This is a genomic window from Sphingopyxis sp. SE2 (assembly GCF_032227185.1).
GTDB lineage: Bacteria > Pseudomonadota > Alphaproteobacteria > Sphingomonadales > Sphingomonadaceae > Sphingopyxis.
Genome location: NZ_JAPMXW010000001.1, coordinates 1,365,852 through 1,392,140, shown reverse-complemented (window position 1 = coordinate 1,392,140; position 26,289 = coordinate 1,365,852). Strand labels below are relative to the sequence as shown.

Sequence of the window (26,289 nt, the reverse complement as noted above, 5' to 3'; positions counted from 1 at the left end):
GTTTTCGTCCAGTCTTGAACGGAGTGAAGAACAGGCTTTGACAAGCAGGGGAAAGTGACATGACGAAAATGAGTATCGGAGCGGCCTTTTCCGAAACCTTCGCGTTTCTGAAGGCCAATTGGATGCAGATGCTGATGTGGGTCGGCGGGGCGCTGATCCTCGTTGGTCTGCTCGGTTATCTGTTTCTCGGGTCGACCTTTTCCGCGATGGCGATGTCGCCCAACGATCCGTCGCTTATCATGGGGGCTTTCGGCAAGATCGGGCTGTTCGCGCTGATCGCCGCGGTCATTTTCTACGGCGTGTCGATGTTGATCTGGCGCGGCGGCATGCACCCCGGCGAAGCGCCCAATTTCGCTTGGGCATTCCAGGCCGGGCCGGCGCTCGCCTTTGGCATGATCGTGGTCATGATCGCCGCCTATATCGTCATCTTCATCGTCATGTTCATCATGACGTTGATCTTCGGTGCGGCGCTCGGTGGCATGGGCGGATTGTCCCCGGCTGCGTTCGAATCGGGCGGCGCCGGCGCGATCGGCGGCGGGGCGATCTTCCTGATGATCATTCTCTATATCGCGATGGTCGTCTTTCTCTTGTGGGTGCAGGGCCGGTTCATGGTTGCCGGGCCGGTGATGGCCGAGCGGCTGACGCGCAATCCGGTTACCGGGCTCGGCGAATCGTGGCGGCTGACCGGCCCGTCGCAATGGGTAATCGTGGGTTTTTACCTGCTCTTCACGATCGGAATGCTCGTCTATATCTTTATCGCAAGCATGATCTTCGGAGGCGTGCTTGGGGCGATCGTTGGCGGATCGGTCGTCGGCGCGATGCTGACGATGATCGTGATGGCGGCGCTCGTCTATCTGCCGATCATCATGATCTCCTTTTCGATGCCGGTGGGCGTCTATCGCGCGATCGCACCGCGCGCGTCGGGCGACGTCTTCGCCTGATCCGGCATAAGCCTAAGAGAGAAGGGCGCTCCGGCAACGGGGCGCCCTTTTCGTATCAGGCCCATTTGGCGAGCGGCGGCAGGCTCATCAGGATCGCGTCGATATTGCCGCCGGTCTTGAGCCCGAACAGCGTGCCGCGGTCGTAGACGAGGTTGAATTCGGCGTAGCGGCCGCGCCAGATAAGCTGTTCCTCGCGCTCGGCCTCGGTGAAGGGCAGGTTCATGCGGCGGCGCACGATCTGCGGGAAAATGTCGAGGAACGCCTCGCCGACCGCCTGCGTCAGCTGGAAATTGCGGTCATATTCGACATCGTCGCCGCATTCGAGATGGTCGTAGAAAATGCCGCCGACGCCGCGATGGACGCCGCGGTGCGGGATATAGAAATAATCCTCGGCCCACTTGGCATAGCGTTCATAAACGTCGGGGCCAAAGGGGGCGCAGGCGGCGCGCAGCCGCGCGTGGAACGCATCGGTATCTTCTTGATACGGGATCGGCGGATTGAGGTCGGCGCCGCCCCCGAACCAGCGCTTCGTCGTCGCGAGGAAGCGCGTGTTCATATGCACCGCGGGGACGTGCGGGTTCGCCATATGCGCGACCAGGCTGATTCCGGTGGCGAAGAAGCTCGGGTCTTCGGCCGCGCCATGGATCGAGGCGGCGAAATCGGGCGCGAACTGGCCACCGACGGTCGAGACATTGACCCCGACCTTTTCGAAAACCTGGCCCGTCATCACGCCGCGCACGCCGCCGCCGCCTTCGCCGGGCGCCAGCCCCTCGGCCTCGCGGTCCCACGGCGTATAGGAAAAGCGCGCGTCGCTTCCCGCCTCGGCCTCGATCGCCTCGAATTCGGCGCAGATGCGGTCGCGAAGCGATTCGAACCAGGTGCGCGCGCGCTGTTGCTGCGGGTCGAGCGAGATCATGCGGGAAAGCCTTTCGTTTGCCGGAGCGCCTCGGCGAGCGCGATGCCAGCCGCGACCGCGACATTCAAGGATCGAAAGCCGGGCAGCATTGGAATCGCGACCCGCGCGGCGGCCGCGTCGTGGACGTGCTTCGGTACCCCGGCGCTTTCCGACCCGAACAGCAGGACGTCGCTTGCCTCGAATTCGAAATCGGGAAGCGGCGTCGCGCCCGCGGTCGTCAGCAGCACGACGCGCTGCCCGCCGATCTGCGACCATATGTGAAAAGCGTCCCAGCCCGGGTGCCGCCGGACGTTGGCACGCACGGCATAATCCATGCCCGCGCGCTTGAGCGCGGCGTCGCCGAACGGAAAACCGCAGGGTTCGATGATGTGCGCCGGCGTGCCGAAGCAGGCGGCAGTGCGCAGGATCGTGCCGACGTTGCCGGCGATGTCGGGTTGGAACAGGGCGATTTCCATGGTGCCGCCATAAAGCCGAAGGCGCCGCGAATCGAGGGGCTTGGCTGCATCGCGGCGGCCGGGTGACGCAAGCGGAAATTGCCTGTTGGCAAGCTCGGACTGTGCGGCTATCAGGCCCGCAATTCCCGGAGGGGCCGCCGGGTTGTGCGCTTTCGTGCGCGTGCAACAGGGACGGCCAAACCTTCGAGAACTATTGTGGTTCACCCATACAAGGGCAATCGAATGGCCAGTGAAACTGAACTCAACGCCGGTATCGAAGATGGCGTACGCCGCCGGGATTTCATCAATATTGCGGCAGTGAGTTTCGCTGGTGTCGGTTCGGTCGCCGTGGTGCTGCCCCTGCTTAACCAGATGAACCCGTCGGCCGACGTGCTCGCGCTGTCGTCGACCGAGATCGACATTTCGGCGATCCAGCCGGGGCAGGCGATCAAGACGAGCTGGCGCAAGCAGCCGGTGTTCGTGCGCAATCTCGTCGCCAAGGAAATCGCCGAAGCCAAGGCGGTCCCGATGGGCGACCTGCGCGATCCGGAAACGATCGACCAGCGCACCAAGCCGGGCAAGGAAAACTGGCTGATCACGCTGGGCGTCTGTACCCATTTGGGCTGCGTGCCGCTCGGCGCAGCCGAGGGCGAGAATCGCGGCGATTTCGGCGGTTATTTCTGCCCGTGCCACGGGTCGCACTACGACACCGCGGCGCGCATCCGTAAAGGGCCAGCACCCAAGAATCTGGTTGTGCCGCCCTATGAATTCACCAGCGACACCGTCGTGACGATCGGCTGAGGAGAGGAATAAGATGAGCTTTCCCTGGGCGAAACCCTATGAGCCGACGCATCCGCTGATGAAGTGGATGGACGAGAAGCTGCCGATTCCGCGCCTCGTCTATAATGCCACGGGGCCCGGCTATCCGGTCCCGCGCAACCTCAACTATTTCTGGAACTTCGGCGTCCTTGCTGGCGCCGCGCTGATGATTCAGATCATCACCGGCATCGTTCTTGCGATGCACTATGCGGCGAATGCAGACGTCGCGTTTAACTCGGTCGAGCATATCATGCGCGACGTGAACGCCGGCTGGTTCATCCGCTACGCGCATATGAACGGCGCGAGCATGTTCTTCATCGTCGTCTATCTCCACATCTTCCGCGGCCTTTATTACGGTTCGTACAAGGCTCCGCGCGAGATGGTGTGGCTGCTCGGCGTCGTGATCTTCCTCCTCATGATGGCGACCGCTTTCATGGGCTACGTCCTTCCGTGGGGCCAGATGAGCTTCTGGGGTGCGCAGGTGATCACCGGCTTCTTCTCGGCGATTCCGCTCGTCGGCGAGCCGGTGCGCGAATGGCTGCTCGGCGGCTTCGTCCCCGACAACGCGACGCTCAACCGCTTCTTCTCGCTGCACTATCTGCTGCCGTTCGTGATCCTGGGTGTCATCATCCTGCACATTTGGGCGCTGCACATCCCGGGTTCGTCGAACCCGACGGGCATCGAAGTGAAGGACGAACAGGACACCGTCCCGTTCCACCCCTATTACACCGCGAAGGACGGCTTTGGCGTCGGCGTCTTCCTGCTCGTATTCGTCGCGCTGACCTTCTTCAGCCCGAACACGCTCGGCCACGCCGACAATTATATCCCGGCGAACTCGCTTTCAACCCCGGCGCATATCGTTCCCGAATGGTATTTCCTGCCCTTCTACGCGATCCTGAAGGCCTTCACCTTCAACTTCCTGTGGATCGACGCGAAGCTATGGGGCGTCATCGCGATGTTCGCATCGATCGCGCTGCTGTTCTTCCTGCCCTGGCTCGACAGCTCGCCGATCAAATCGTCGAACTATCGTCCGCTGTACCGCATCTTCTTCTGGATCCTCGTCGCCGACGTGCTGCTCCTCGGCTGGTGCGGCATGCAGCCCGCCGAACAGCCGTGGGTGATCCTCAGCCAGCTGGGTGCGATCTATTATTTCGCTCACTTCCTGGTGATCCTGCCGATCGTGTCGCGGATCGAACGCCCGCTGCCGATGCCGAATTCGATCACCGAAGCGGTCCTCGCCAAACACGCCACCGACGCGACGTCGGCTTCGGCAACGGCCTGAGCGCCGGACTTTAATAGGAGCTGATACAGCCATGGTTCGTCCGCTCGGTTTTCTCGTCGGTCTCGGTTTCATTACCGCGCTGGTGCTCGCGATCCTCACGACGCCGCTCAAGAATGAGCCCAATGTCGCGCACGAGTTTCACAAGCATCCCAAGCATCTGAAGCTCGCCAGCGACGGCATCCTGCTGCCGCATTGGGACAAGGCCCAGCTGCAACGCGGGATGCAGGTTTACAAGGAAGTCTGCTCGGCCTGCCACAGCCTGCACCTCGTCGCCTTCCGCGACATTGCGGACCTCGGATACACCGAAGGGCAGATCAAGACTTTCGCCAAGGGCTTCCAGGTCCCGTCGATCAACCCCGACACGGGTGAGCCGGCGACCCGCGACGGCCTGCCGTCGGATTATTTTCCGTCGCCCTATGCGAATGAAGTCGCCGCGCGCGCCGCGAACAACAATGCGCTGCCGCCCGATCTTTCGCTGATCACCAAGGCGCGCGAAGGTGGCAAGGACTATGTCTATTCGCTGCTGACCGGCTTCCAGAACCCACCGGCGAACCTGCCGGCAGAGCTGAAGCCGGGCACGGGGCTGCACTACAACCCCTATTTCGCGAACCTCAACCTCGCGATGGCGCCGCCGCTGACCGAAGGCCAGGTCACCTATGCCGACGGCACCAAGGCGACGGTCGACCAGATGTCGAAGGACGTGACCGCGTTCCTGGTCTGGACTGCCGAACCGAAGCTGATCAAGCGCATCCAGGTCGGTTATGCCGTCTTCTTCTTCGTGCTCATCTTCACGGTGCTGACCTACCTGTCGTACCGGAACATCTGGGCCGACAAGAAGCATTGAGGGAAAAGGGAAGGGCGATTGTGACCACATGATCGCCCTTCCGCCCCAGCCGGATCTCGACCTCACGTCGCTGGTCCGCACCATCCCGGACTTTCCAAAGCCGGGCATCCAGTTTCGCGACATCACGACGCTGATCGGCGACGCCGCCGGTTTCAGTGAGAGCGTGCGCCGGCTGAGCGCACGCGCGGCGGCCTATCGCCCCGATTTCGTCGTCGCGGTCGAAGCGCGCGGCTTCCTGTTCGGCGCCGCGATGGCGACCGCGATGGGCCTCGGCGTCGTCCCCGTGCGCAAGGCGGGCAAGCTGCCCGGCGTGACGATCGGCGTCGATTACGAACTCGAATATGGCGTCGACCGCCTCGAACTGCACGAAGGCGCCGTGCTGCCCGGGCACCGCGTTATCCTCGTCGACGATCTGCTCGCGACCGGCGGCACGATCCTCGCCGCCGCGGCGCTGATGCGGAGCGTCGGCGCCGAAGTCGCCGCGGCGCTGTTCGTCATCGACCTGCCCGACCTCGGAGGATCGCAGCGGCTGACGGCGGCGGGGCTGGCGTGCGAAACGCTGATCGCCTTCGACGGCGACTGACAGCGGCGAAGGAAACGATGAGCCGCCTTTCGGACAATTGTGCGGACGGGAGGCGTCAGGCCGCCATGTCGGCCATCGCAGCGTCGGCTTCGATACAGAAGAGCGCGCGCGCCTTTCCATCCGCCTTCGCGCGATAGAGAGCGGCATCGGCACACGCCAAAAGGCGTTCCAGCTCGACTCCCAGCTTGGGCGCGGTGGCGATGCCGACGCTGACCGACACCGACATCGATATGCCATCGACGACATAGGGCTTGCTGATCTCGCGGATGATCCGGCGCGCGAGCAACTCGGCTTCGGAATCATCGCGCAAGCCGATCTGAAGCACGACGAATTCGTCTCCGCCCAGCCGCGACACGACGTCGTCGGCGCGAACCATCCCCTCAAGGCGCCGCGCGACCTGTTCGAGCAACGCGTCGCCCGCCGGATGGCCGTAGCGATCGTTGATCGCCTTGAAGCCGTCGAGGTCGAGAAAATGCAGTGCGACCATGTTTTTGGCGCGGATCGCCGTCTCGGTATGAAGCTGGAACAGTTCGCGGAGCAGCAGGCGATTCGAGAGACCGGTCAATGCGTCGGTTCTTGCAAGCTTCGCCATGTCGTGCCGTGCCGTATGGTGCTCGACCGCCGAGCGGTAGAGGTGGGCAACGGTCTGGAGGCTGAGCGCCGTGATCATCGCGACAACCAGCGCCTCGACCAGAAACAGTTCGGCATGCAACGGCATGCCATGGCGTTCGAGCGCATGGAGCGTCAGCGCGGCAACAGTCGGCAGCGTTGCGAGAAGCAGGCTGATTACGCAGATATTCGGGCGGATCGAGGTGCGCGAGACGATACCCGCGCCAAAGCTGAATACCAGACTGATCGTGATGAGATGCAGCAGCGGATAATGGGCGGAGATTGCGACCATGTTGAGAAGTGCCAACAGGATCGCGAAGGCATAGTTTCCGATCGCGTAACGCCGTTCCCAGCGTCTGAGGTCGTCGAAACTGCCCACCGGGGCGGCGCGGGAATAGGCACGGATGGTGGCGAGGCGCAGAAGGGTGGTGAGAGCGCCCATTGCGGCCAGAAAGAGCAGGAAGGGGCTTTCGAGCTCGCGGCCGACAAGCAGGCAGATGCCGACGAACACGATTCCGAGCCCGGATATGGGAAGCCACATGCTGTACAGCATCGCCACAAAATCGCGATACACCGGTAACGGCAGGGCCGCCGGGCTGGGAAAAATCCGAAAGCGAAAGCGGCGCGGCTCGATCGGTGTGGAGGAATCCGACCGTCTCATGCTGCCCACTGTGCACCAATCATATTAACGTCCGGTAACGATGGATCGCCCGACGCCAGAAAAGGGCGGATCGAGCCGCCGCGCAAAGAAAAAGCCCGCGCCGAAGCGCGGGCTATCGCCCCCGTGGCAAACGGGTTGTTATCAGAATGGCAGCCAATTCTGTTTCTTGCGGAACTTCATATAGCCGACGTTCGCGCCGAGCCGTGCGCCGACGCCGACGCGGATCGGGATGAGCACGACGTCGCCGCGGCGCAGATAGCTCGCGTTGAAGCCGCCGACCAGATAGGCGGCGCCTTCGCCCGCCGGATAACGCTTGTAGAGGTCCTCGCTGTCGAAGAGGTTATAGACGAGGACGAAGGTGTTGCCGGCATTGGCGCCGGCGTCGAAACCGATCGACGGGCCGGTCCAATAGGCGGGAAGCTCGCCCTCGATCTTGTGGTGGAGCGTCCCCGACCCGTAGCGCAGCCCGACCACCAGCGCGCCGCCCGCCTCGCGCCCGACGATATAGGCATTGGGTTCGCCCTGTTCCTTGAGGATATCCTCGATCAAGCCGGCAAGCCCCTGCGCGCCCTTGCCGAAGATGCCTTCGGCGGCGCCAATCAGATCATCCTTCTTATAGGTCGAACTGGCGTCGGCGGAAACGTCGGTGGCCGTCACGTCGGCGGGAGCGGCGCTAGCCGCCGTGCTGCCGTCGATGGGCACTTCGCTCGTCTGCTGATCGCCGGTCGCAAGGTCGCTGTCGTAAGACGGGTCCGTCGTCGAGCTCGTCACCGGCGGCGGGGCGGGATTATCGAGGTCGGAATCGATTTCCATGTTGCTGGGGTCGATCTCGCGCATCTGCGCCGCCGCGGGCAGCGGCGTCAGCGCGAGGCCGAGCGATGCCATCGCCGCAAAAGCAAGGCTGGTGAACGTCTTCCGCATAGTGGACCCCCAAAAATCGAACCGCGCCTTCACGGCGAAACCTGCGTTAATCATGACTCGCTTTGGCGCCCGGGCAATGAACGGGCGATGACCCGAGTCGAATTTGCGCCGGATCGAATCGTTCGCGCGACGAAATGGCCGCGGCGACGTCAAAAAAGCACAATCTTTGGCGTTGCGGGGCGCGAAGCGCATAGCTATAGCGACCCGCCTAGGCCAGACTGCCGTTAGCGCGGCAGACCATGCGGAGACGTGGGTGAGTGGCTGAAACCAACGGTTTGCTAAACCGTCGTACTGGTAAATCCGGTACCGAGGGTTCGAATCCCTCCGTCTCCGCCACCTCATTTCCCGATCGATCGAAGCGAGCCGACCGTCCTGCCGGGTGGTCCCTCCGGCCGCTGTCCGGCCCCTAGCGCCGCCGCTCCAGCCACCATGTCTGCCGCCAGCCATAGGGGCTTGCGATTGCCTCGCCCGCCGCGTTGGTCGCGGGCTTGAAGCGAAACCGCTCCTCGATTAGCCGGCACGTCGTTTCGTCGAGCGAAGCGTCGCCGCTCGACCGGGTGACGCGGCACCCGCTGACCCGGCCGCTGGCCTCGATGGTGAAGCGCACCTCGACCTCGCCCCCGGTTTTCGCCCGGCTCGCTTCGCGCGGATAATCGCGGTCGCGGATCGTCCCGCTCCGCCACGCAGCTTTGGTGCCCCCGCCGGTGCCGCTCCCCGCGCCGCCTGCGCCCGTCCCGTCGCCGCGCCCGCCTGCACCTGATCCCGGTCCGGTTTGGGTGGCGGCGCCCGCCGAGATATCGTTGCCGGCCCCGGGTTTCGGCGCAGCCGCGACGGGCGGGATGACCGGCGGCAGCTTCGGTGGCGGCGCGGCAACCGCCGTGGCCCTTGCCTCCTTGTTGGCGGGCGAGGCCTTGCCGCTGGCCTTTTCGCTTGGTGTCTCCGCAGGCCGAGCCTCCGAGCGGGGCGGGGGAGGGGCCGGGATCGCGATAGCCGTGATGGCTTCACTCGCCTTGCGAACGACGTCGAGGTCGAGGCCGCTCGCAAGACCGAAACCGACCGCGACGACGATCATCAGGGCGCTGCCGCCGGCCAACACACGCTGTCTTGTCGATATGTGCCCCGTATAGGCCATCGCGCCGCCTCTCATCGCGCGCCGCGGCGCGCAATCGACGTCCGGCTTAGAGGAATTCGTCTAGCGTGGACATGAACCGGTCGAACTGATCGTGGTGCAGCCAGTGGCCGGCATTTTCGAACTCGATGACCTTTGCTGTGTTGAAATGCTCGAGCCGGCCGTCCTTCTCGGGATTCGAGGCCCAACTGTTCGCGCCATAGAGGAGCAGGGTGGGGCAGGCGATCGCGCCCCATAGCGACGCGATGTCGTCCTGCCGCATGTCGAAGGCGGGCCAGACGTTCAGATAATTGTCGAACTTCCAGCTCCACGTCCCGTCCTCGTTACGGCTGATGCCGTGGATCGTCAGGTGGCGCGCCTGCGCTTCGGTCAGATAGGCGTTCTCGCCCATCATGCGCGCCAGTGCATCTTCGAGCGTAGCGTAGCGGCGCGGGGTGCGTCCCGCCGCCTGCCTCTTGTCGTCGATCCATTTGCGGAAACGCTCTGCATAGCTGGTCTTCGCGCGCTCGGCGATCACCTTGGGGGAGGGCCCGAGCCCTTCGATCGCGACGAGCTTGCGGACATTGTCCGGATAAAGGCCGGTATAGCGCAGCGCGATATTCCCCCCCATCGAATGCGCGACGATCGACAGCGGTCCGAGGTCGAGCTGATGGATCAGCTGCGCGAGGTCGTAGACGAAGCCGTCCATGTCGTAATTGCCGTCGGGCGACCAGGCGCTGTCGCCATGACCGCGAAGGTCGGGGGCGATGATATGGTAGCGATCGCGGAGCTTTTCGGCGACCCAGTCCCAGTTGCGGCAATGGTCGCGGCCGCCGTGGACGAGGAGAAGCGGCGGCGCGCCGCGATTGCCCCAGTCGACATAATGAAGTTTCAGCCGCTGCGAGATGAAGCTGTTCGAGGTGGGGCCGGCACTTGCCATCGGATCATCCTTGCTGTCTGTTCCAGTTTCAAAAGGCGACTGGTTTCGATCCGTCAACCCCGCATCGTCCAGGTCGTCGCCAACCGTGGAGAAGAGGATGAATGCGATGTCGACATTTCGGGATAACCTGCTGGCAGGAAAGACCGCCTTTGTCGCAGGCGGCACAAGCGGCATCAACCTTGGCATCGCGAAACGCTTTGCCGAACTCGGCGCGAAGGTCGCCGTCGCCGGGCGCGATCCCGATAAGGCGGCGCGCGCGGCAGCGGAGATCGGCAAGGGGGCGCTCGGCCTTACGGGCGACGTGCGCGATTTTTCTGCGATCCGCGGCGTGATGGAACAGGTCGCGGGCGAACTGGGGCCGATGGATATCGTGATTTCGGGCGCGGCGGGGAATTTCCTCGCACCCGTGCTCGGCATGTCGGCGAACGCCTTTCGCACGGTCGTCGACATCGACCTCAACGGCACCTTCAACGTGTTTCGTGGCTGTCATGATCTGCTCAACCGGCCGGGCGCCTCGTTGATCGCGATTACCGCGGGGCAAGCGATCAACGCCTCGGCTTTGCAGGCGCATGCCTGTGCGGCGAAGGCGGGGATCAACCAGCTGATTCGCGTGCTCGCGCTCGAGTGGGGGCCGGAGGTGCGGGTGAACGGCATCTCGCCGGGACCGATCGCCGATACCGAAGGGATCAAGCGCCTCGCGCCCGACGCCGAAACACGGGCTGCGCATTACGACCGGATCGCGATGAAACGGTGGGGCCGGATCGAAGAGGTCGCCGAATCGGCGGTGTTCCTCTGCTCGCCGGCCGCGGGCTATATCACCGGCACGATTCTCGACTGCGACGGCGGCAGCCAGATCGGCGACGCGTCGCGCGGCGACCTGACGAAGGGAATGGCCTGACAGCAAAAACGCCGCCAACCCGATGGGGCGGCGGCGTTTTTAATGGTGGGCGTGGCAAGGATTGAACTTGCGACCCCTGCGATGTCAACACAGTGCTCTACCACTGAGCTACACGCCCATCCCTTGGGGTGACGCGGCCCCTAAAGGCCTCTGCGCGGCTTGGCAAGCCCTTCCTTCGAGTCTGTTCCAACAGTTCGGCACCGGCCCGCTCCCCCACCCGGCCTCCCATAGGCTACTATCGTCAGGGAGGCCCTTCGACGCCACGCGTCGTCTTGGGGCGCTGGGGGACCGGGCCGGTGCCGCCTCCGCGCGAGCGGAAAAGAAGGCTATTGCTGGTTCGACCGGTCCGCACGGCCGAACAGATTGTCGACCTCGCGCACCAGATCCTTGAGGTGGAAGGGTTTCGACAAGAGCTTGGCCTGCGGCACATTTTCCTCGGCGCGCAACGACACCGCGGCGAATCCGGTGATGAACATCACCTGCGTCTGCGGCGCCGCCTTCGCGGTGTGCTGCGCAAGTTCGATCCCGTCCATTTCGGGCATGACGATATCGGAGAGGAGCAGGTCGAAGGTTCCCGAATCGATATAGGGCACGGCGGCGGTGCCGCGGTCGACCGCAGTGACGTGATAGCCGGCGGTTGTCAGCGCTCGCGCCAGATACTCGCGCATCACATCATCGTCTTCGGCGAGCAAAATGCGAATCATGCTGAAATCTGTTCCCTGGTCTTTCGGCGCCGCCCATTCGTTCGGAATGCGCCTTCAAAATCCCGTCCGGCATAGCGTCAGAGATTTAACAAATTGACGCGGACACTGGATTTGTCCGGCTTTTTTTGCCACCCATCGTTCATGCCCTCCCGCACCATTCCGCCCACGGCCATCGCTGTCAACCGGCCTGAGGTGAGCAGCCCGGTCGTGGTGTCGGTGCCGCACGCCGGGCGCATCTATCCGCCCGAGATCCTCGCCGCCGCCCGCGTTGGCCGGCCCGAGCTCGAACGGCTCGAGGATAGCTGGTGCGACCTGATCGCCGCGGGTGCCGCCGATGCGGGTGCCACCGTCGTGCAGGCCCTGTGGGCACGCGCGGTAGCCGACCTCAATCGCGGCGAAGGGCAGATGGCGCCGGGCGAGGTCGCGATGCCGCTTCGGATGCAATTTTCGGCGCCGGGGCGAAAGGAGCGTGCGGGGCTCGGCGTGATTCCGACGCGGCTTGCCGACTGCGGGCCGCTGTGGAGGCGGCCGATCGATCATGCAGCACTGCATTGGCGGCTCGAATCGTTCCACCGGCCCTATCATGCTGCGCTGGCCCGCACGCTGGAGGAGGCGCGGCGCCGGTTCGGACATGCGATCCTGATCGACCTGCATTCGATGCCCCCGATTCCTGCCGGCCAGATGGGGCATGGTGCGCGAATCGTCGTTGGCGACCATTTCGGAGCGACGGCGGGCGCATGGCTGGTCGATCGGGTCATGGCATCGGCGGAGTGTCTGGGCGCGCCGCTGTCGCGAAATCAGCCCTATGCCGGCGGGCATATCGTTCGAACACATGGGAAGCCGGGACATGCGATCCATGCCGTGCAGATCGAGATCGACCGAAGCCTGTATCTCGCGCCCGGCCGAACGCCGGATTCGGAACGGGTCATGCGTCTTGCGAACTGGTTTTCGAACCTTGTTGCCGAGGTCGGTCGAGCGACCCCCGACTCGGAAATTTATCCCGAGGCAGCCGAATAATAAAAAACCACCTCGTACCGAAGTACGAGGTGGCCAGGGTCCAGGGAGGACGCGTCCGCGCCAAAGCTGACGGGACACTGGCCGCGATGGAAAGGGGGAAAACCATGGCGGCGTAGTTTGAATTTAGGGATTTGTTCGCCGACTTACAAGAAGCGACAGTATAGAATCTGCAATTTGCAGGAAATTGGTCGGGGAGAGAGGATTCGAACCTCCGGCCCCTGCCTCCCGAAGACAGTGCTCTACCAGGCTGAGCTACTCCCCGACCGATCTGCGCGCCGACCGGGGTCGCCGCGAAGGCAGGGCGGTCCTCTAGACGCGCAATCTGTGAACTTCAAGCGCCAATCGGCACATTCAATGCAATTGCCGTAGCTACAGCATTTCGGCAGTTCGAAAGCTGAAATGACCGCCCGCAACGAAAATCAGATGATCGGCCAGATCGATGTCCATGGTCCGCAGGAAAAGCGCGGCAGCGTGCGTCGCGCGGATGTCGGCATCGCTCGGCCAGGGCGTGTCGGAGGGGTGGTTGTGCGCCATGACGACCGTCGTAATGCCGCCATCGACGAGCGTGCGCCAAGCGCTCGGCGGGATAACGCAGCGGCCCGATCTATCGCCATCGACGCGTTCGAGCCGCACGAGGCGTTCGAAGGCGTCGAATGCGGCGAGGAACAGGGTTTCGCGCTCGTCGTTGAACATCGGGCGCAGCAAAAGGCGCGCGAAATCATCCTCAAGCTGGCACGGCACGAAGCCAGCCAGCGCCGCCGGATCCGGCGCTTTGCCGAGGGGTTCGAACAGGGTCATCGCCGTCCCCATGCGCTCACGCAGCGCGATTCCCAACGTCCGACTGCCCCGCATCGGAGGCTTTGTGACGCAAGCCATGCCGCTTCCCATGTTGTTCCCTTGTCCCCTCGCGGCGCGAAGCCTAGCACCAAGGGACAAAGCCGGGAGCCGAGTCTTGTCTGATTCCATCCATTATGAACTGCAATATCTCGACCTGATGCGCAGGATCTGGGTCGAAGGCGACGAGCGCGTCGATCGCACCGGCGTCGGCACGCGCTCGCTGTTCGGCGAGACGATGCGATTCTCGCTGAAGGACGATGCGATTCCGCTGCTGACCACCAAGCGCGTCTATTGGAAGACCGCGCTGCGCGAGATGCTGTGGTTCCTGACCGGCGACACCAATATCCGGTCGCTCGTTGCGCAAGGCGTGCGGATTTGGACCGACTGGCCGCTCGACAAATATCGCCGCGCGACGGGTGAGGCGATCAGCGCCGAGGATTTCGAGGCGCGGATCATCGCCGACGTGGATTTCGCCGCCAAGTGGGGCGATCTCGGGCCGGTCTATGGGCACCAATGGGTGAACTGGCCCCGCTACGAGCCGGCGGGCGACGGACTCTTCCGCCGCTCCGAGCGGGGCCACAACCAGATCGCGGCGCTGATCGATTCGCTTCGCAACAATCCGGGGTCGCGCCGGCATATCTTCACCGGCTGGAACGTCGCCGATCTCGACCGGATGGCGCTGCCACCCTGCCACATGACCTATCAGTTCCACATCCGCAGCGACGGCGGACTGTCGTGCCTGCTCTTCCAGCGGTCGTGCGACCTCGGTCTCGGCTTTGCGTTCAACATCTTCGAGGCGGCGCTCCTGACGCGGATGATCGCCGAGATGTGCGATCTCACTGCGCATGAAGTCGTCTGGACCGGCGGTGACGTCCATCTCTATCTCAATCACGCCGAACTGGTCGAACGGCAGTTGCAGCGCATTCCCGAAGGCGCGCCGAAGCTGCGCATCATTCGCCGGCCTTCGAGCATATTCGACTATAGATTCGAGGATTTCGCGGTCGAGGATTATGCGCCGCAAGCGCATATTTCCGCGCCGGTAGCGGTCTGACCGCCGGCATTGCATTCGTATGACGACAGTAATAATATGTCGCCACGTTGAAATATAACTAGGTGCGCGATTCGCGCCCGAAGGGAAGAAGATATGCCTGAGACGACCCCCCAAAAGGAGGTTGGGCGTCCGGCGAGCAATTTGCCGCCGCTGTCGCTTCATATCCCGGAACCGCGCTATCGTCCGGGCGACACGCCCGACTTCGGCGATATCGAGGTCCCCGCCGTCGAAGCGACCCCGCGCCCCGGCGAAGCGACCAAGCCCGATGCGATGCGCGAGCTTTGCTATGGTCTTGTCCGTGTGCTCGATTTCGATGGGCAGGCGAAGGGGCAGTGGGATCCCCGGCTCTCGCCCGAGCGGCTCCGTTCGATGCTGCGCAACATGATGCTGACGCGGGCGTTCGACGACCGGATGTTCCGCGCGCAGCGGCAGGGCAAGACGAGCTTCTATATGAAGTGTACCGGCGAGGAAGCGACCTCGGTCGCCTCGACGATGGCGATCGACCGGACCGACATGGTTTTCCCGAGCTATCGCCAGCAGGGCATATTGATCACGCGCGATTATCCGCTGATCCAGATGATGAACCAGATCTATTCGAATCGCGGCGATCATCTGCTCGGTCGCCAGTTGCCGATCATGTATTCGGCGCCCGAGCATGGCTTCTTCAGCGTGTCGGGCAATCTCGCGACGCAATATCCGCAGGCGGTGGGCTGGGCGATGGCTTCGGCGTCGAAGGGCGACAGCCGTATCGCGACCGTATGGTGCGGCGAAGGCTCGTCGGCGGAGGGCGACTTCCATTCGGCGCTGACCTTTGCGACCGTCTACAACGCACCGGTCATCTTCAACGTCGTGAACAACCAGTGGGCGATCTCGAGCTTCTCGGGCTTTGCCGGCGGCGAGCGGACAACCTTTGCGGCGCGCGCGGTCGGATATGGCATCGCCGGGCTGCGCGTCGACGGCAACGACCCGCTCGCGGTTTACGCCGCGACGCAATGGGCGGCGGACCGGGCGCGGACGAACAACGGCCCGACTTTGATCGAGCATTTCACCTATCGCAGCGAGGGGCACAGCACCTCGGACGACCCGAGCGCCTATCGCGCCGCCGACGAAGCGACCGCCTGGCCGTTCGGCGACCCGATCGCGCGGCTCAAGCAGCACCTGATCACGCTCGGCGAATGGGACGAGGAGCGCCACGCGGCGCAGGCGAAGGAGCTCGACGAGCTGGTCAAGACGACGCAGAAACAATCTGAAAAGCTCGGCATATTGGGGCACGGGATGCACCAGCCGTTTGAGACGATGTTCGAGGATGTGTTCGAGGAGATGCCTTGGCATCTCAAGGAGCAATGCGATCAGATGCTCGCCGAGCAAGAGGCCAAGTTCGGCCCGGATTGGAAGCCCGAATGATGGCCGAAACCAAAACGATGAACATGATCGAGGCGATCAACAGCGCCATGGACGTCATGCTCGAACGCGATCCGGCGACCGTCGTGATGGGCGAGGATGTCGGCTTTTTCGGCGGCGTGTTCCGCGCCACCGCGGGCCTCCAGAGAAAGCATGGCAAGACCCGGGTGTTCGACACGCCGATCAACGAGTGCGGGATCATCGGGGTCGCGGTCGGCATGGGCGCCTATGGCCTTCGCCCGGTTCCCGAGATCCAGTTCGCCGACTATATCTATCCCGGGCTCGACCAGCTGGTCAGCGAGGCGGCGCGCCTGCGCTATCGTTCGGCGAACGATTTCATCTGTCCGATGACCGTGCGCACCCCGTTCGGCGGCGGTATTTTCGGCGGCCAGACGCACAGCCAGTCGCCCGAAAGCATCATGACGCACATCTGCGGCGTGAAGACGGTGATTCCGTCGAATCCCTATGATGCAAAGGGTCTGCTGATCGCGGCGATCGAGGATAATGATCCCGTCGTCTTCCTCGAACCCAAGCGCATTTATAACGGCCCGTTCAGCGGCTATTACGACCGCCCGGTCGAACCCTGGTCGAAGCATGACGCGAGCGCGGTGCCCGAGGGCTATTACCGCATCGATCTCGGCAAGGCGGCGACGGTTCGCGCCGGCGAGGCGCTGACGATCCTCGCCTATGGCACGATGGTGCATGTGACCAAGACGATCGTCGAGGAAATGGGCATCGACGCCGAGATTCTCGACCTGCGTACGCTGCTGCCGCTCGATATCGAAGCGATCGAGGCGTCGGTGAAAAAGACCGGCCGCTGCCTGATCATCCACGAAGCGACGCGCACCTCGGGCTTCGGCGCCGAACTCGCCGCGCTGGTGCAGGAACGCTGCTTCTATCATCTCGAGGCGCCGGTCGAGCGCGTCACCGGCTTCGACACGCCTTATCCGCATAGCCTCGAATGGGCCTATTTCCCCGGCCCGGTGCGTATCGCGACCGCGCTGACCAAGATTTTGAAGGACTGACGCCATGGCCCGCTATTCATTCCGTCTGCCCGACATCGGCGAAGGCATCGCCGAGGCCGAAATTGTCGCTTGGCACGTGCGTGTAGGCGAACGCGTCGAGGAAGATGCGCAGCTTGCCGACATGATGACCGACAAGGCGACCGTCGAAATGGAATCGCCCGTGTCGGGGATCGTCGTTGAACTGGCGGGCGAGGTCGGCGACCTGATCCCGATCGGCTCGACGCTCGCGGTGATCGAGACCGATGGCGATGGGGAGGGCGAGGTTGAAGCGCCCCCTGCCGATACGCCGATCGAAGAAGAGATTGTCTCGGAGACGCCGGGGGCCGAAGAGGTTTCGGATGCTGAGGCGGTTTCGCTCCCGGTTGCGGAAGGGCCTGTTGAGCCCACTCCGGCCGTTTCTGAAACAACCCCTCCCCCGACCCCTCCCGCAAGCGGGAGGGGAGATAAGGCTGTCCTGGCATCGCCCGCTGTCCGCGCGCGCGCCAAGGATCTGGGCATCGATCTGTCACAGGTGCAATCCGATGGCGACCGGGTCCGTCACGCCGATCTCGATGCCTTCCTGCGTTACAGCGCGGGGCAGGGCTATCACGCCCCCGGCGCCAGCCGTGCGCGCGCCGACGAGCCGATCAAGGTCATCGGCATGCGCCGCAAGATTGCCGAGAATATGGCGGCGTCGAAACGCGCGATCCCGCACTTCACCTATGTCGAGGAAATGGACGTTACCGCGCTCGAAGAGATGCGCGCCGACCTCAACGCCAACCGTGGTGGCCGTCCCAAGCTGACGATGCTGCCCTTCCTGATCGTCGCGATCTGCCGCACGATTCCCGAATTTCCGATGATCAACGCGCGCTACGACGACGAAGGCGGCGTGGTCACGCGCCACGGCGCGGTGCATCTCGGCATGGCGACGCAGACCGACGCGGGGCTGATGGTTCCGGTGATCCGTGATGCGCAGGACAAGAATGTCTGGCAGCTTGCGAGCGAGATCGCGCGCCTTGCCGAAGCCGCGCGCACGGGCAAGGCGAAGGTCGAGGAATTAACCGGCGGCACTTTGACCGTGACCTCGCTCGGCCCGCTCGGCGGCATCGCGACGACCCCGGTGATCAACCGGCCCGAGGTCGCGATCATCGGCCCGAACAAGATCGTCGAACGCCCGGTGTTCGACGGCGACGATATCCGCCGCGCGAAGCTGATGAACCTGTCGATAAGCTGCGACCACCGCGTCGTCGATGGCTGGGACGCCGCGAGCTATGTGCAGGCGCTCAAGAAATTGATCGAGACGCCGGTCCTGCTGTTCGCGGATTGAGATTAATCCTCCCTGCCGCGAAGCGGTGGGGAGGGGGACCGCCCGAAGGGTGGTGGAGGGGCGAGCAACGTTGCTTCCTTGCCCCTCCGTCAGCGCTTCGCGCTGTCACCTCTCCATGGCTTCGCCACAGGGAGGATTAGCCATTACAAGCCCAACCCCTGAAAACTCGACTGGTCGAACTTCAGCTTGAAGGTCACATAGGCGCCCGAGCGCGAATAACGCGCATCCTCGAAATCGCGGTCGTGAAACCCCGCGAAATTATAGCCGAACGTCACATTCGCATTCTTCATCGGCGCCAGCGTGACCGTCGGGCCTCCCGCCCAGCTCGCGGTGTCGCCGCCGGTGCCGACGCGCACGGTGCCCGATGCCCCGACGTCGATATGCTCACCGAGGTTGAAGCGGAAATCGGCGCCGAGCAGGTTCGACCAGCCCTTGACGTCGTCGGCGCCGAATTTGTCGAAATTATAGCGCGTGCCCCAGAAGAAGCCGAATTCGCCGCGTTCATACCACATCCGGTCGCCGCCGCGGCGGCCGCCCACCTCGCGGTTGCCCATCGGCGTCCAGTTGACCGACAGGCTGTTGAGCGCGCGGCGGCTCGTCGCGTCGCCATCGATGGTCAGCGCGCCGCCGCCGATCGGGCTGGCCTCGCCCGCGACGGCGTCGCGCACCTTGTCCGAACGGAATTCGCTCTTGCCCAGCCATGACACGCGCGAATCAGCGGGGCGGTGGGCCCAGCTCAATTCGAAGTTGATGACCTCGGTCGTTGGCGTCGCGCCGCTGCCGCTCGCCTTGGCGTAGGTGAAAAGGGCGCCAAGCGCGCGGCCTTCGCCGAGCTGGCGGAGACCGCCGAGCGTCAGGCCGTACCGGTTGGCGAGTTCGCCGTCGCGATATTCGGCGCGGCCGGTCAGCGTCCAGCGGCCGGCGCGATAGGTCGCGCCGGTGCTGATCGCGACGAAATCTTCGGTCAGCGCGCCGTTACCGCCGAGGAAGCCTCCCGACGCGACCGGATGATCGACATTGAGCACGTCCTTCGCGCGGACGCCGTCGAGCGTCCGGTTGCTGTCGACCGATACATCGACCGACACGCGCTCGCTGAGCTTCAGCGATTGCGACAGGCCATAGGCGGCGAAGCTGCGCGGGCCATATTCGCCAATCTCCTGCCGGTTCGCTGTCGCGAGCAATCGCGCGCCCGACCATGGCGCCAGGTCGAAGCCGAGCCGCGCGGTGCGCGCCTTGATCGTATCGCCGTCGGCGATCTCGTAGCTGCCGACGAAATTGACGTCACGGGTCACCGCAAAACGCGCGCCGAGGCGATGGCGGGTCGGGAAATCAACACTCGCATCTTTCCCGCCCAGCGCGAATTCGGTCTGCGCATCGAGTTCGAGCCGTTTGGCGAAGAGCCGCTGCGTCGCGCCGAGCTGGATGATGTCCGACCGGTTACGCGTGCCATCGGCCAAGCGGTCCTCGGCATGGGTCAGTCCGGCACGCATGACGCTGTTGCCATTGTCATATTCGGCGCGCGCGCGCGCCGCGCGGCGTCGCGCGCTGGTTTCGAGATAATCTTCCTGCCACGCGCTGCCCATCACCGACAGGTTGCGGCTGGCTTTCACGCGCGCGTCGAAACCGAACTTGCGCGTCCCGTTCTCGCCGCTGTTGAGCTGGCCGGTGCCGAAACCAGCCTCGCGCTCGCGGACATAGGTGAGAAAGTCGGCGTTGCTGCTATGATGCTCGGCTTCGATCAGCCATGCCTTCGCGGTGCCGGCGGCGGCCGTGCCGCCGTTGACCGCCTTGGCTTCGCTTACCGCGAGTTCGGCGCGCACCTCGGTCTCGATCGTCGGGCGATAGCGCGCGTCGATCCCGCCGAGGTCGGTGCGGGCGTTGCCGTCCTCGTCGTGGATGAAAGTCGCGCCGACGCGCAATGTCTCGTCGCTCGACTGGTAGCTGACGCGGCCGCCCGCATTGAGCACACGCTGGCCGACGCCGTCGACCTCATATTCGGCGACGATGAATTGTGGATCGAGCGCGGAAGAACGGCTGAGCACCGGTTCGCGGAACCGGATCGTGCCCGCCAGATAATCGATGTCGTAATCGACATGGCGCGATAGGCTGATGCTCTCGACGATGCGCTCACTGTGCAGCCGATCGCGCGTTTCGAGGACAATCCGCTCGCTGTTCGGCAAGATGTCCTTGGCGCCGAGCTGGTACGGGCCCGTCAGGCCGTTACCCTGAATTTCGTCTCGGCGGAAGCGATAGGGGGTGTCGGCGACGAAGGCGGTCGCGGCGAGGTTGCGGCCGCGATACTCCGCCTTGCCGCCGTTGAGCGCGCGCTGGTAGCGGGCGAGTTCGGGTTCGGAAATGCGGGTCTCGATATCGCCGAACATCGCATAGAATTGCGCACGTTCGAGCCGCAGGTAGAGCTTGCGGACCGAGGCGGCGTCGTAGCGCGTCTCGTTGCGGTCGGCGTAGATGGTGTAATAGGCGCGCGGGTCGATCACGCCGCCGAAGCGCGCGTCGTCCTTGTCCTTGTCGCTGTCGTATGCGAGCGTCATCAGCCATTTTCCGAGCACGCGGCCCTTGGCGTACAAGGCGAGACGCGCATCGGCGTTGAGATCGTCGAGCGTCTCGGCCACCGGCTCCATCCGGTCGTCCAGCCTGTTGTATCCGAGCGTGCCGGCGGCGAAGCCGACCACAGTCCACGGACGATTGCCAGGATCGAGCCAGGCCTCGATCGTCTGCTTGCGCGTCACCTTGTCGTCGCGGAAGATGAAATCGATCGCGAGCGTGCCCGATGCCGTCGTCGGTTCGAGTTCGATATAGGCAATGCCGTCGTCGCCGTCGATTTTCCACACCGGCTGCGCGCGTTCGAGACCCGCGAGCTGGCGCGCCTGCTGCGCGTCGGCCTCGACCGCCGGGTAATAGGGAGCGGGAACGCTGAAATCCCCCGTCAGCCCGTCGCGGATCGGCTTGCCGTCGCGATCGGTCAGGCGCACCGCGATCACCGGCCGCGTCACGCCATCGGCGACGAGCGCCGACTTTTCGCGGATCAGCGATGCGCGCATCGGGGTGATCGAATAATGGACGGTGCGTTCGAGCGTTTCGACGGTGGCGCCGTTCGCGTCCTTCACCTCGGCGACAAGACGGTTTTCGCCTTCGCGGATTTCGAGGCCGCGCCACAGGCTGACCGCGACGCTGCCGTCGGCCGACTTGCTCACGCCCTCGAAGGTCAGTGGATCGGCGGGCTTGCCGTTGACGTGAAGCGACACCGTCTGCCCGGGCGCGTGCTTGATCGCGGCGCGGATCGCCTTCGCGCGCGGATTGTGGTCGCTTTCGGGAAAGAGCCAGCCGATGCCCGGTGCCTGGCCGGCAAGCCAGTCGCGGCCCCCACCGGCGGCTTCGGGATCGCTCAGAACCTTGGGCGCCTTGATGGTCGCCTTGTCGGGCGCGGCGCGGGGCGTAGCGGCGAACGCGCGGAAATCGGCGCGCTTCAGCGACCCGCCGCGCCCTTTGACGAAGCGCGAGATGGCGCTGCCGGCGCTCTGCGTCGAACGGGCGCAATCGACCGCTTCGCGATCGAGCGGCAACGTCGACGGGTCGATCTGGACGACATGGATGCCGGGGCGCACGCCCTCGAAATGATAGCGGCCGTCCTCGTCGGTGACGGTGTAGCTACCGTCCTGCAGCATCACGCGAACGCCGCCGATGCCGTCGGCCTTGCCCGGATCGACGCTGCAGCCGCCGTCGGTAATGCGGCCGATGATCGTCATGCGGTCGCCGAGCTGGTCGCGTTTGATCGCGATCGTCGCTTCGGCGATATTGCTTTGTGTTCCACGGTTGTCGGTCGCGCTCGCACGGTTGAGCGCATTGCCGGGCTGCGCCGACACAATGACCTCGGCGAGATAGGTGAGAAGCAGCGATCGCGACGCGGCAATACCGGGCAGGGTGACCGCGAACTCGCGGCCATTCGCTTGGACGAGAGCGTCGGTGCGGACGCCGTCGATGCGCACCGTATTGGCGCGGAGGCGCATGCCGGTGGGCAGCAGATCCCGCACCGTGACGGCGCCGGTGCTGCGGCGGGCATCGCGGTTCGCAACCTCGATGCGATACTGGATCACGTCGCCGGGCACCGCGACCTGTGTCGAGGTCGTTTTACGCAGAACCAGCGGCACCCCCGGCTGATCGACGGGAATATCGACGCGCACGGGGGCGGGGCTGCTCAGCGTGAATATATCGCCGTAGCTTGCGCGCGTGATCTCGAACGGCTGGCCGTCGTCGGGGCGTCGCAAGCTCGCCAGATCGGCGGCGTTTGACTTCGAAGGCGCGGTGAACGGCGCTGGCGGTTCGACGATGAGGCGGTAGCTGCCGGGTGTGACAAAAGGAAAGCGATAGTCGCCCGGCGGAAAGTCGTAGACGGTGCCGCCCGCGTCGGTGACGCTCTGGCCCGTGACCACGCTCGACGGATAGGCCGAGACGCCGTCGTCGCCGAACACCGGTGCCGGCTGGCCGGTCGCTGCGTCGACGATCGTCACGCGGCTGCCGGCAACGGGCGCGCCGTCGCCGCTGTCGAAGACGATGCCGAACGGGTCGACGAGGAAATTGATCGTCGCGAGCCCAACGAGGCTGGCGTTTGCCGAACCGGTGAAGCGTAGCGCCACCGGGGCGCCGGGATTGACCGACAGGCGGCAATCGCCCTGCACGACGGCGGGAGGGACGCCGATCGTGTTGATGAAGCCGACGAATTCGCCGCTGTTGGCCGCGGTCTCGGTCAAGCCGATTTGCTCGCGATCGCCGTTTTCGAGTTCGAGAGCGACGGAGAGAATGTCGCGCGCCTGTGGATCGCTATTCGCTGATGCGAGCGTGATTCCCACCACCAGCACTTCGCCGGCACGGAAATTGTCGGTGCTTTGCAGCGACGCCGGAGCGGTCGATATGCCCGCATAGGCGCCGCCGAGGCTGATCGTGCTCGTCGCGCTACGCGCGGCGGCGCGGCTGCATTGCGTCGGCGCGATCGGTGCCGATTTGGTGCCACCGCCGTTCGTCAGGCGATAGGTGGTAATCGTCGGGCGGTCGGGCGGTTGCGGGCTGACAGTTACATCGACGCGGTTCGACAGCGCTTGACCGGGGCGCCCGTCATGCGTCCACTGCGCCGAAGCGGTGTTGCTGATCATCTGCGCATCGGCCGTGGTTGCGGGCAGCAGCGCTGCCGCGACCAGGGCGGTCACGAGGCCGGAAAAGGTCGTGCGGAGTGCCATACAAGCCCCGAAGGAGGCTGCGGACGCCGGCTTTGCCGGATCGCCCGCAGCCCCCTTCGTTACCCGGTCAGTTGACGGTCGCGCGGAAGACGAGCGTGCTGGCGGTGCCCGCGGCGATCGACGCGATCGTCCCCGATACGTTCGGCGCCGCATAGCTGCCGCCCGTCGCGCCGTTGAAATCGCACGTTCCGCTGGTGACCGTTCCGCCGAGCAGGATCGAGCCCGCATTGAACGTCAACTGGCCCGGAACCGGGTCGGTGATGACCACCGATGTCGCCGCGGCGCTGCCGCTATTGGCGACCGCAATGCAATATTCGATGACCGCGCCGGGTATCAGCTTCGGATTGGACGTAGCATTGACCGGATCCGAGATGATGCGACTGGTCTTCGTGACCGCAAGCGTCGCCGTCTGCACCGTATAATCGTCGTTATCGCTGTGCGATCCATCACGGGCCGCATCGCCGGCGACGCCCGCCGTGATATCGGCGAATACCGTGTCCTTGCCGGCGGTGTTCGCGCCGGCCGTCTCGGTAATAGCCGCCCCCTGGGTTCCGATGCTCCCGCCTTCGCGGGCGGTCGCGCGGAGCGTTACGCCCGCCACCGAATTGTTCGCGAGGGCTGCCGGGATATCGGCGACGACGAACAGGCGGATTGCGGTATCGACGACGAGTTCGTCGACATAGCCGGTGATCAGCGTATCGCCCGCATCCCAGCTGCCGATCGTCCCCGACGAGATATTGTCGCGATAGATGCGGACATTGTTGACGTTGAAGCTGTCGCTGCCGCCGTGCGAGGCGGTGCCGCCGACGATCTGCGTCGCCACTAGCGCGAAATCGAGCGTCTCGTTCGATATGTTGGTCAACTGGAAAGTGGTGACCGCATTGGCCTGCCCGGGCACGACGGTCGTCGTGAGATCCGCGACTTCCTCGACGAGCAGGTTGATCTTGCGGTCGACGGTGAAATTGTTCGAGGCCGATTGCTGGCCCTGCGCGACGCCACCGACCTGATAGTCGACGGTGGCGGTATTGGTGATCGTGGTGCCCGCGGTCGTGCCGGCGGCAAGGGCCGGCGCGGCGGCGACGCTCGAAAGCGCCGTCAGACCGATGGCACCCATATAAGTCAGCTTGCTGGTCATAGCTGAGCTCCTGGGCTTTATGTGGTCGCCGTTTCCCCACCGCTGGCGACCGTTAAGCGGTTATTTCACTTCGCTATTTGACAACTCCCCGAAACATGAGCTTGCCCGTGCCGCCGACCGGGATCGGGGTCTGGAAAGCCCAGCGGATATGCGTCACGTCGGCGGGTTGCGCGGCGCGGCGCGTGCCGTCCGCCATCGGAACGCTGAGGTCGGCAAGCAGTCCCCACTGCTTGCCGCCATCGACCGAGACGAAAGGCCGCGTGTCGCCGGCGTCCGCGAAGCGAACCGCCGCGGGCATCGGATTGGTGACGACGAACTTGTCGGCCGGCTGCGCGCCGGCGTTGCGATAGTTGAGCACGAAGACGAGCCGGTCGCCGGGAACGACGACCTTGGGTTCTTCGAGCAATATGCGTTGCTTGCCCTCGGCGTCGGTCGAAACGCGCTCGACGAACACATGATTGTCGAGCGCGACCTGGTTCGCGGCAAGCGCCGGACCGGGCATCAGTGCGGCGAGCAAAAGGAAAAGGCCGGTGCGCATGGGCATCTCCATCAATCGATCGTGGTGCGGAAGGTGACGGTGCGGGTCTGGCCGCCGGCAACGGTGCCGAGCGCGACGTTGATCCGCGTGCCGTTATAATTGCCGGCGTCGGCATCAGCCGCGTCGGAGAGCACGCTGCCGCCGAGCGTGATCGACCCGGGGACATAGCTGGTGTCCGCCGGAATATCGTCGGTGATCGCGAGGCCGTTCACCGAGCCGCTGCCGGCGACGGTGGCGACGATCGTGTAGGTTATCGTCGCACCCGGGATCGGGTCGGCTGTGCTCAGCGAATTGGTGACGACCGCCGATTTGACGAGCGTCACGGTCGCGGCCGAAACGAGGAATGCACCCGCGTCCTGCCCGTCGGCGCCGGTCGAGCCGACGACAGCATCGCCGCCGCCTTCGCCTTGTCCCGCGAAGCTGTCGCCGGGATCGCCCGTGCCCGTTTTTGCGGCGGCGGCGAGGCTGATGATACCGCGATTGCCGTCGGCGGCCGAACCCGGGGTCGTTGCGAGGACGAAGACCGTCACGCTTTCGTCGGGATCGAACGACGGGTCGTTCGCGCCCGGCGTATAAAGCGCGTCGGTACTCGAATCGAAAAGGCCGTCGCCATTGTCGAGATAGATTTGCGTGACAGCGGGGTCGTAATCGTCGCCGCCCGCATTGGCGATCGTCGTCAGGGCGAAGGCCTCGACGCCGTTGCCGTTGTTGGTGACCGAAAAGGTCAGCACCTGACCCGTCGCGCCGGGCGTCGTCGGGACGTCGGCGGGGTTGCTCGAATCGACGGTGACGTCGAGCAGCTCGTCGACGAGCAGGTCGACGCGGTTCGAATCGATCGTCGTCGCGCCGCCGCCGGCATCGAAGCTCGCGGTCGCGGTGTTGCTGATGGTGGAGCCGGCGCGTGTGCCGGCGGCGTCGGCCTGCATCGGCAGCGCGAGCGCGGCGAGCAGGGCAACGATCGAACAAGAGGGAAGAAGCCGATGCTTCGCGCCCCCCACAGGCGCTATCATCATCATTTTGACTCCGAAACAGGTTGGTCCTTGGAGCCGTCAGTCGCCGATAAAGGGTAA

23 protein-coding genes and 3 tRNA genes are annotated in these 26,289 nt (G+C 64.5%); 12 read left to right on the top strand and 14 right to left on the bottom strand.

Annotated elements, in window-relative coordinates; translation table 11 throughout:
- Positions 1 to 59: 59 nt before the first annotated feature.
- Positions 60 to 941, top strand: a complete 882-nt coding sequence (locus OVY29_RS06605) for a hypothetical protein (protein ID WP_037553915.1) — start codon at positions 60 to 62, stop codon at positions 939 to 941.
- Positions 942 to 996: 55 nt separating this feature from the next.
- Here OVY29_RS06605 and hemF read toward each other — a convergent pair whose 3' ends face one another.
- Positions 997 to 1,857 carry an oxygen-dependent coproporphyrinogen oxidase gene (gene hemF / locus OVY29_RS06600; RefSeq protein WP_037553914.1) on the bottom strand — a complete coding sequence of 287 codons (861 nt, stop codon included), beginning with the start codon at positions 1,855 to 1,857 and terminating at the stop codon, positions 997 to 999.
- Positions 1,854 to 2,312, bottom strand: coding sequence for a tRNA (cytidine(34)-2'-O)-methyltransferase (locus OVY29_RS06595; RefSeq protein ID WP_037553913.1), 459 nt, complete (start codon positions 2,310 to 2,312; stop codon positions 1,854 to 1,856). Before OVY29_RS06595 ends, hemF begins: the two co-directional genes overlap by 4 nt.
- Before the next feature lie 222 nt (positions 2,313 to 2,534).
- Between OVY29_RS06595 and petA the strand changes: the two genes are divergently transcribed.
- From petA to OVY29_RS06575, 4 genes are read left to right on the top strand one after another with little or no spacing between them, the layout of a single operon-like run.
- Positions 2,535 to 3,092 carry a ubiquinol-cytochrome c reductase iron-sulfur subunit gene (petA, locus tag OVY29_RS06590; protein ID WP_037553912.1) on the top strand — a complete coding sequence of 186 codons (558 nt, stop codon included), beginning with the start codon at positions 2,535 to 2,537 and terminating at the stop codon, positions 3,090 to 3,092.
- Positions 3,093 to 3,105: 13 nt separating this feature from the next.
- Positions 3,106 to 4,392 (top strand): cytochrome b, encoded by a 1,287-nt coding sequence (locus OVY29_RS06585; protein WP_037553911.1) that lies wholly within the window; start codon positions 3,106 to 3,108, stop codon positions 4,390 to 4,392.
- A 31-nt stretch (positions 4,393 to 4,423) separates the two neighbouring features.
- Positions 4,424 to 5,236 carry a cytochrome c1 gene (locus tag OVY29_RS06580; protein ID WP_313911129.1) on the top strand — a complete coding sequence of 271 codons (813 nt, stop codon included), beginning with the start codon at positions 4,424 to 4,426 and terminating at the stop codon, positions 5,234 to 5,236.
- Between the two features lie 28 nt (positions 5,237 to 5,264).
- Positions 5,265 to 5,819, top strand: coding sequence for an adenine phosphoribosyltransferase (locus OVY29_RS06575; RefSeq protein ID WP_037553909.1), 555 nt, complete (start codon positions 5,265 to 5,267; stop codon positions 5,817 to 5,819).
- 55 nt (positions 5,820 to 5,874) lie between these two features.
- Here OVY29_RS06575 and OVY29_RS06570 read toward each other — a convergent pair whose 3' ends face one another.
- Complete coding sequence (locus OVY29_RS06570) at positions 5,875 to 7,002, bottom strand: GGDEF domain-containing protein (RefSeq protein ID WP_235211438.1); 1,128 nt, start codon at positions 7,000 to 7,002, stop codon at positions 5,875 to 5,877.
- A 228-nt stretch (positions 7,003 to 7,230) separates the two neighbouring features.
- Complete coding sequence (locus OVY29_RS06565; RefSeq protein ID WP_037553961.1) at positions 7,231 to 8,010, bottom strand: DUF1134 domain-containing protein; 780 nt, start codon at positions 8,008 to 8,010, stop codon at positions 7,231 to 7,233.
- 243 nt (positions 8,011 to 8,253) lie between these two features.
- Between OVY29_RS06565 and OVY29_RS06560 the strand changes: the two genes are divergently transcribed.
- Positions 8,254 to 8,346 (top strand) — tRNA-Ser (locus tag OVY29_RS06560).
- Between the two features lie 70 nt (positions 8,347 to 8,416).
- Here the strand turns inward: OVY29_RS06560 and OVY29_RS06555 are convergent.
- Positions 8,417 to 9,106, bottom strand: coding sequence for an energy transducer TonB (locus OVY29_RS06555; RefSeq protein WP_313912047.1), 690 nt, complete (start codon positions 9,104 to 9,106; stop codon positions 8,417 to 8,419).
- Between the two features lie 82 nt (positions 9,107 to 9,188).
- Entirely contained in the window at positions 9,189 to 10,058 is an 870-nt protein-coding gene (locus OVY29_RS06550) for an alpha/beta hydrolase (protein ID WP_037553907.1), read from the bottom strand.
- A 106-nt stretch (positions 10,059 to 10,164) separates the two neighbouring features.
- Here OVY29_RS06550 and OVY29_RS06545 point away from each other — a divergent pair, with 106 nt between their 5' ends.
- Complete coding sequence (locus OVY29_RS06545) at positions 10,165 to 10,956, top strand: SDR family oxidoreductase (RefSeq protein ID WP_037553960.1); 792 nt, start codon at positions 10,165 to 10,167, stop codon at positions 10,954 to 10,956.
- Between the two features lie 43 nt (positions 10,957 to 10,999).
- Here OVY29_RS06545 and OVY29_RS06540 read toward each other — a convergent pair.
- A tRNA-Val gene (locus tag OVY29_RS06540) sits at positions 11,000 to 11,074 on the bottom strand.
- Positions 11,075 to 11,282: 208 nt separating this feature from the next.
- Positions 11,283 to 11,660: a cell cycle two-component system response regulator CpdR gene (gene cpdR, locus OVY29_RS06535; protein WP_136174742.1), complete on the bottom strand. Its 378-nt coding sequence runs from the start codon at positions 11,658 to 11,660 to the stop codon at positions 11,283 to 11,285.
- Between the two features lie 192 nt (positions 11,661 to 11,852).
- Between cpdR and OVY29_RS06530 the strand changes: the two genes are divergently transcribed.
- Positions 11,853 to 12,677 (top strand): N-formylglutamate amidohydrolase, encoded by an 825-nt coding sequence (locus OVY29_RS06530; RefSeq protein ID WP_235211437.1) that lies wholly within the window; start codon positions 11,853 to 11,855, stop codon positions 12,675 to 12,677.
- Positions 12,678 to 12,862: 185 nt separating this feature from the next.
- Here the strand turns inward: OVY29_RS06530 and OVY29_RS06525 are convergent.
- Together OVY29_RS06525 and OVY29_RS06520 are read right to left on the bottom strand one after the other, a co-directional pair.
- A tRNA-Pro gene (locus OVY29_RS06525) sits at positions 12,863 to 12,939 on the bottom strand.
- A gap of 107 nt (positions 12,940 to 13,046) precedes the next feature.
- Positions 13,047 to 13,475, bottom strand: a complete 429-nt coding sequence (locus OVY29_RS06520; protein WP_037553958.1) for a JAB domain-containing protein — start codon at positions 13,473 to 13,475, stop codon at positions 13,047 to 13,049.
- Between the two features lie 154 nt (positions 13,476 to 13,629).
- Between OVY29_RS06520 and thyA the strand changes: the two genes are divergently transcribed.
- From thyA to OVY29_RS06500, 4 genes are all read left to right on the top strand, one after another.
- Positions 13,630 to 14,565 carry a thymidylate synthase gene (gene thyA, locus OVY29_RS06515; RefSeq protein WP_037553904.1) on the top strand — a complete coding sequence of 312 codons (936 nt, stop codon included), beginning with the start codon at positions 13,630 to 13,632 and terminating at the stop codon, positions 14,563 to 14,565.
- 93 nt (positions 14,566 to 14,658) lie between these two features.
- On the top strand, positions 14,659 to 15,969 hold the full coding sequence (locus OVY29_RS06510) for a 3-methyl-2-oxobutanoate dehydrogenase (2-methylpropanoyl-transferring) subunit alpha (RefSeq protein ID WP_037553903.1): 1,311 nt from the start codon (positions 14,659 to 14,661) through the stop codon (positions 15,967 to 15,969).
- Positions 15,970 to 15,986: 17 nt separating this feature from the next.
- A complete protein-coding gene (locus OVY29_RS06505; protein ID WP_037553956.1) occupies positions 15,987 to 16,991 on the top strand; it encodes an alpha-ketoacid dehydrogenase subunit beta in 1,005 nt (334 codons plus the stop codon).
- A gap of 4 nt (positions 16,992 to 16,995) precedes the next feature.
- Positions 16,996 to 18,297: a dihydrolipoamide acetyltransferase family protein gene (locus OVY29_RS06500; RefSeq protein WP_037553902.1), complete on the top strand. Its 1,302-nt coding sequence runs from the start codon at positions 16,996 to 16,998 to the stop codon at positions 18,295 to 18,297.
- A 143-nt stretch (positions 18,298 to 18,440) separates the two neighbouring features.
- Here OVY29_RS06500 and OVY29_RS06495 read toward each other — a convergent pair whose 3' ends face one another.
- From OVY29_RS06495 to OVY29_RS06480, 4 genes are all read right to left on the bottom strand, one after another.
- Positions 18,441 to 23,546, bottom strand: coding sequence for a hypothetical protein (locus OVY29_RS06495; RefSeq protein WP_313911128.1), 5,106 nt, complete (start codon positions 23,544 to 23,546; stop codon positions 18,441 to 18,443).
- 67 nt (positions 23,547 to 23,613) lie between these two features.
- A complete protein-coding gene (locus OVY29_RS06490; protein WP_052182028.1) occupies positions 23,614 to 24,681 on the bottom strand; it encodes a DUF11 domain-containing protein in 1,068 nt (355 codons plus the stop codon).
- A gap of 73 nt (positions 24,682 to 24,754) precedes the next feature.
- The gene (locus OVY29_RS06485) at positions 24,755 to 25,219 is read right to left on the bottom strand and encodes a DUF11 domain-containing protein (RefSeq protein WP_081932978.1); all 465 of its coding nucleotides are present in this window, start codon (positions 25,217 to 25,219) and stop codon (positions 24,755 to 24,757) included.
- Between the two features lie 11 nt (positions 25,220 to 25,230).
- The gene (locus tag OVY29_RS06480) at positions 25,231 to 26,235 is read right to left on the bottom strand and encodes a DUF11 domain-containing protein (RefSeq protein WP_235211436.1); all 1,005 of its coding nucleotides are present in this window, start codon (positions 26,233 to 26,235) and stop codon (positions 25,231 to 25,233) included.
- Between the last annotated feature and the right edge of the window lie 54 nt (positions 26,236 to 26,289).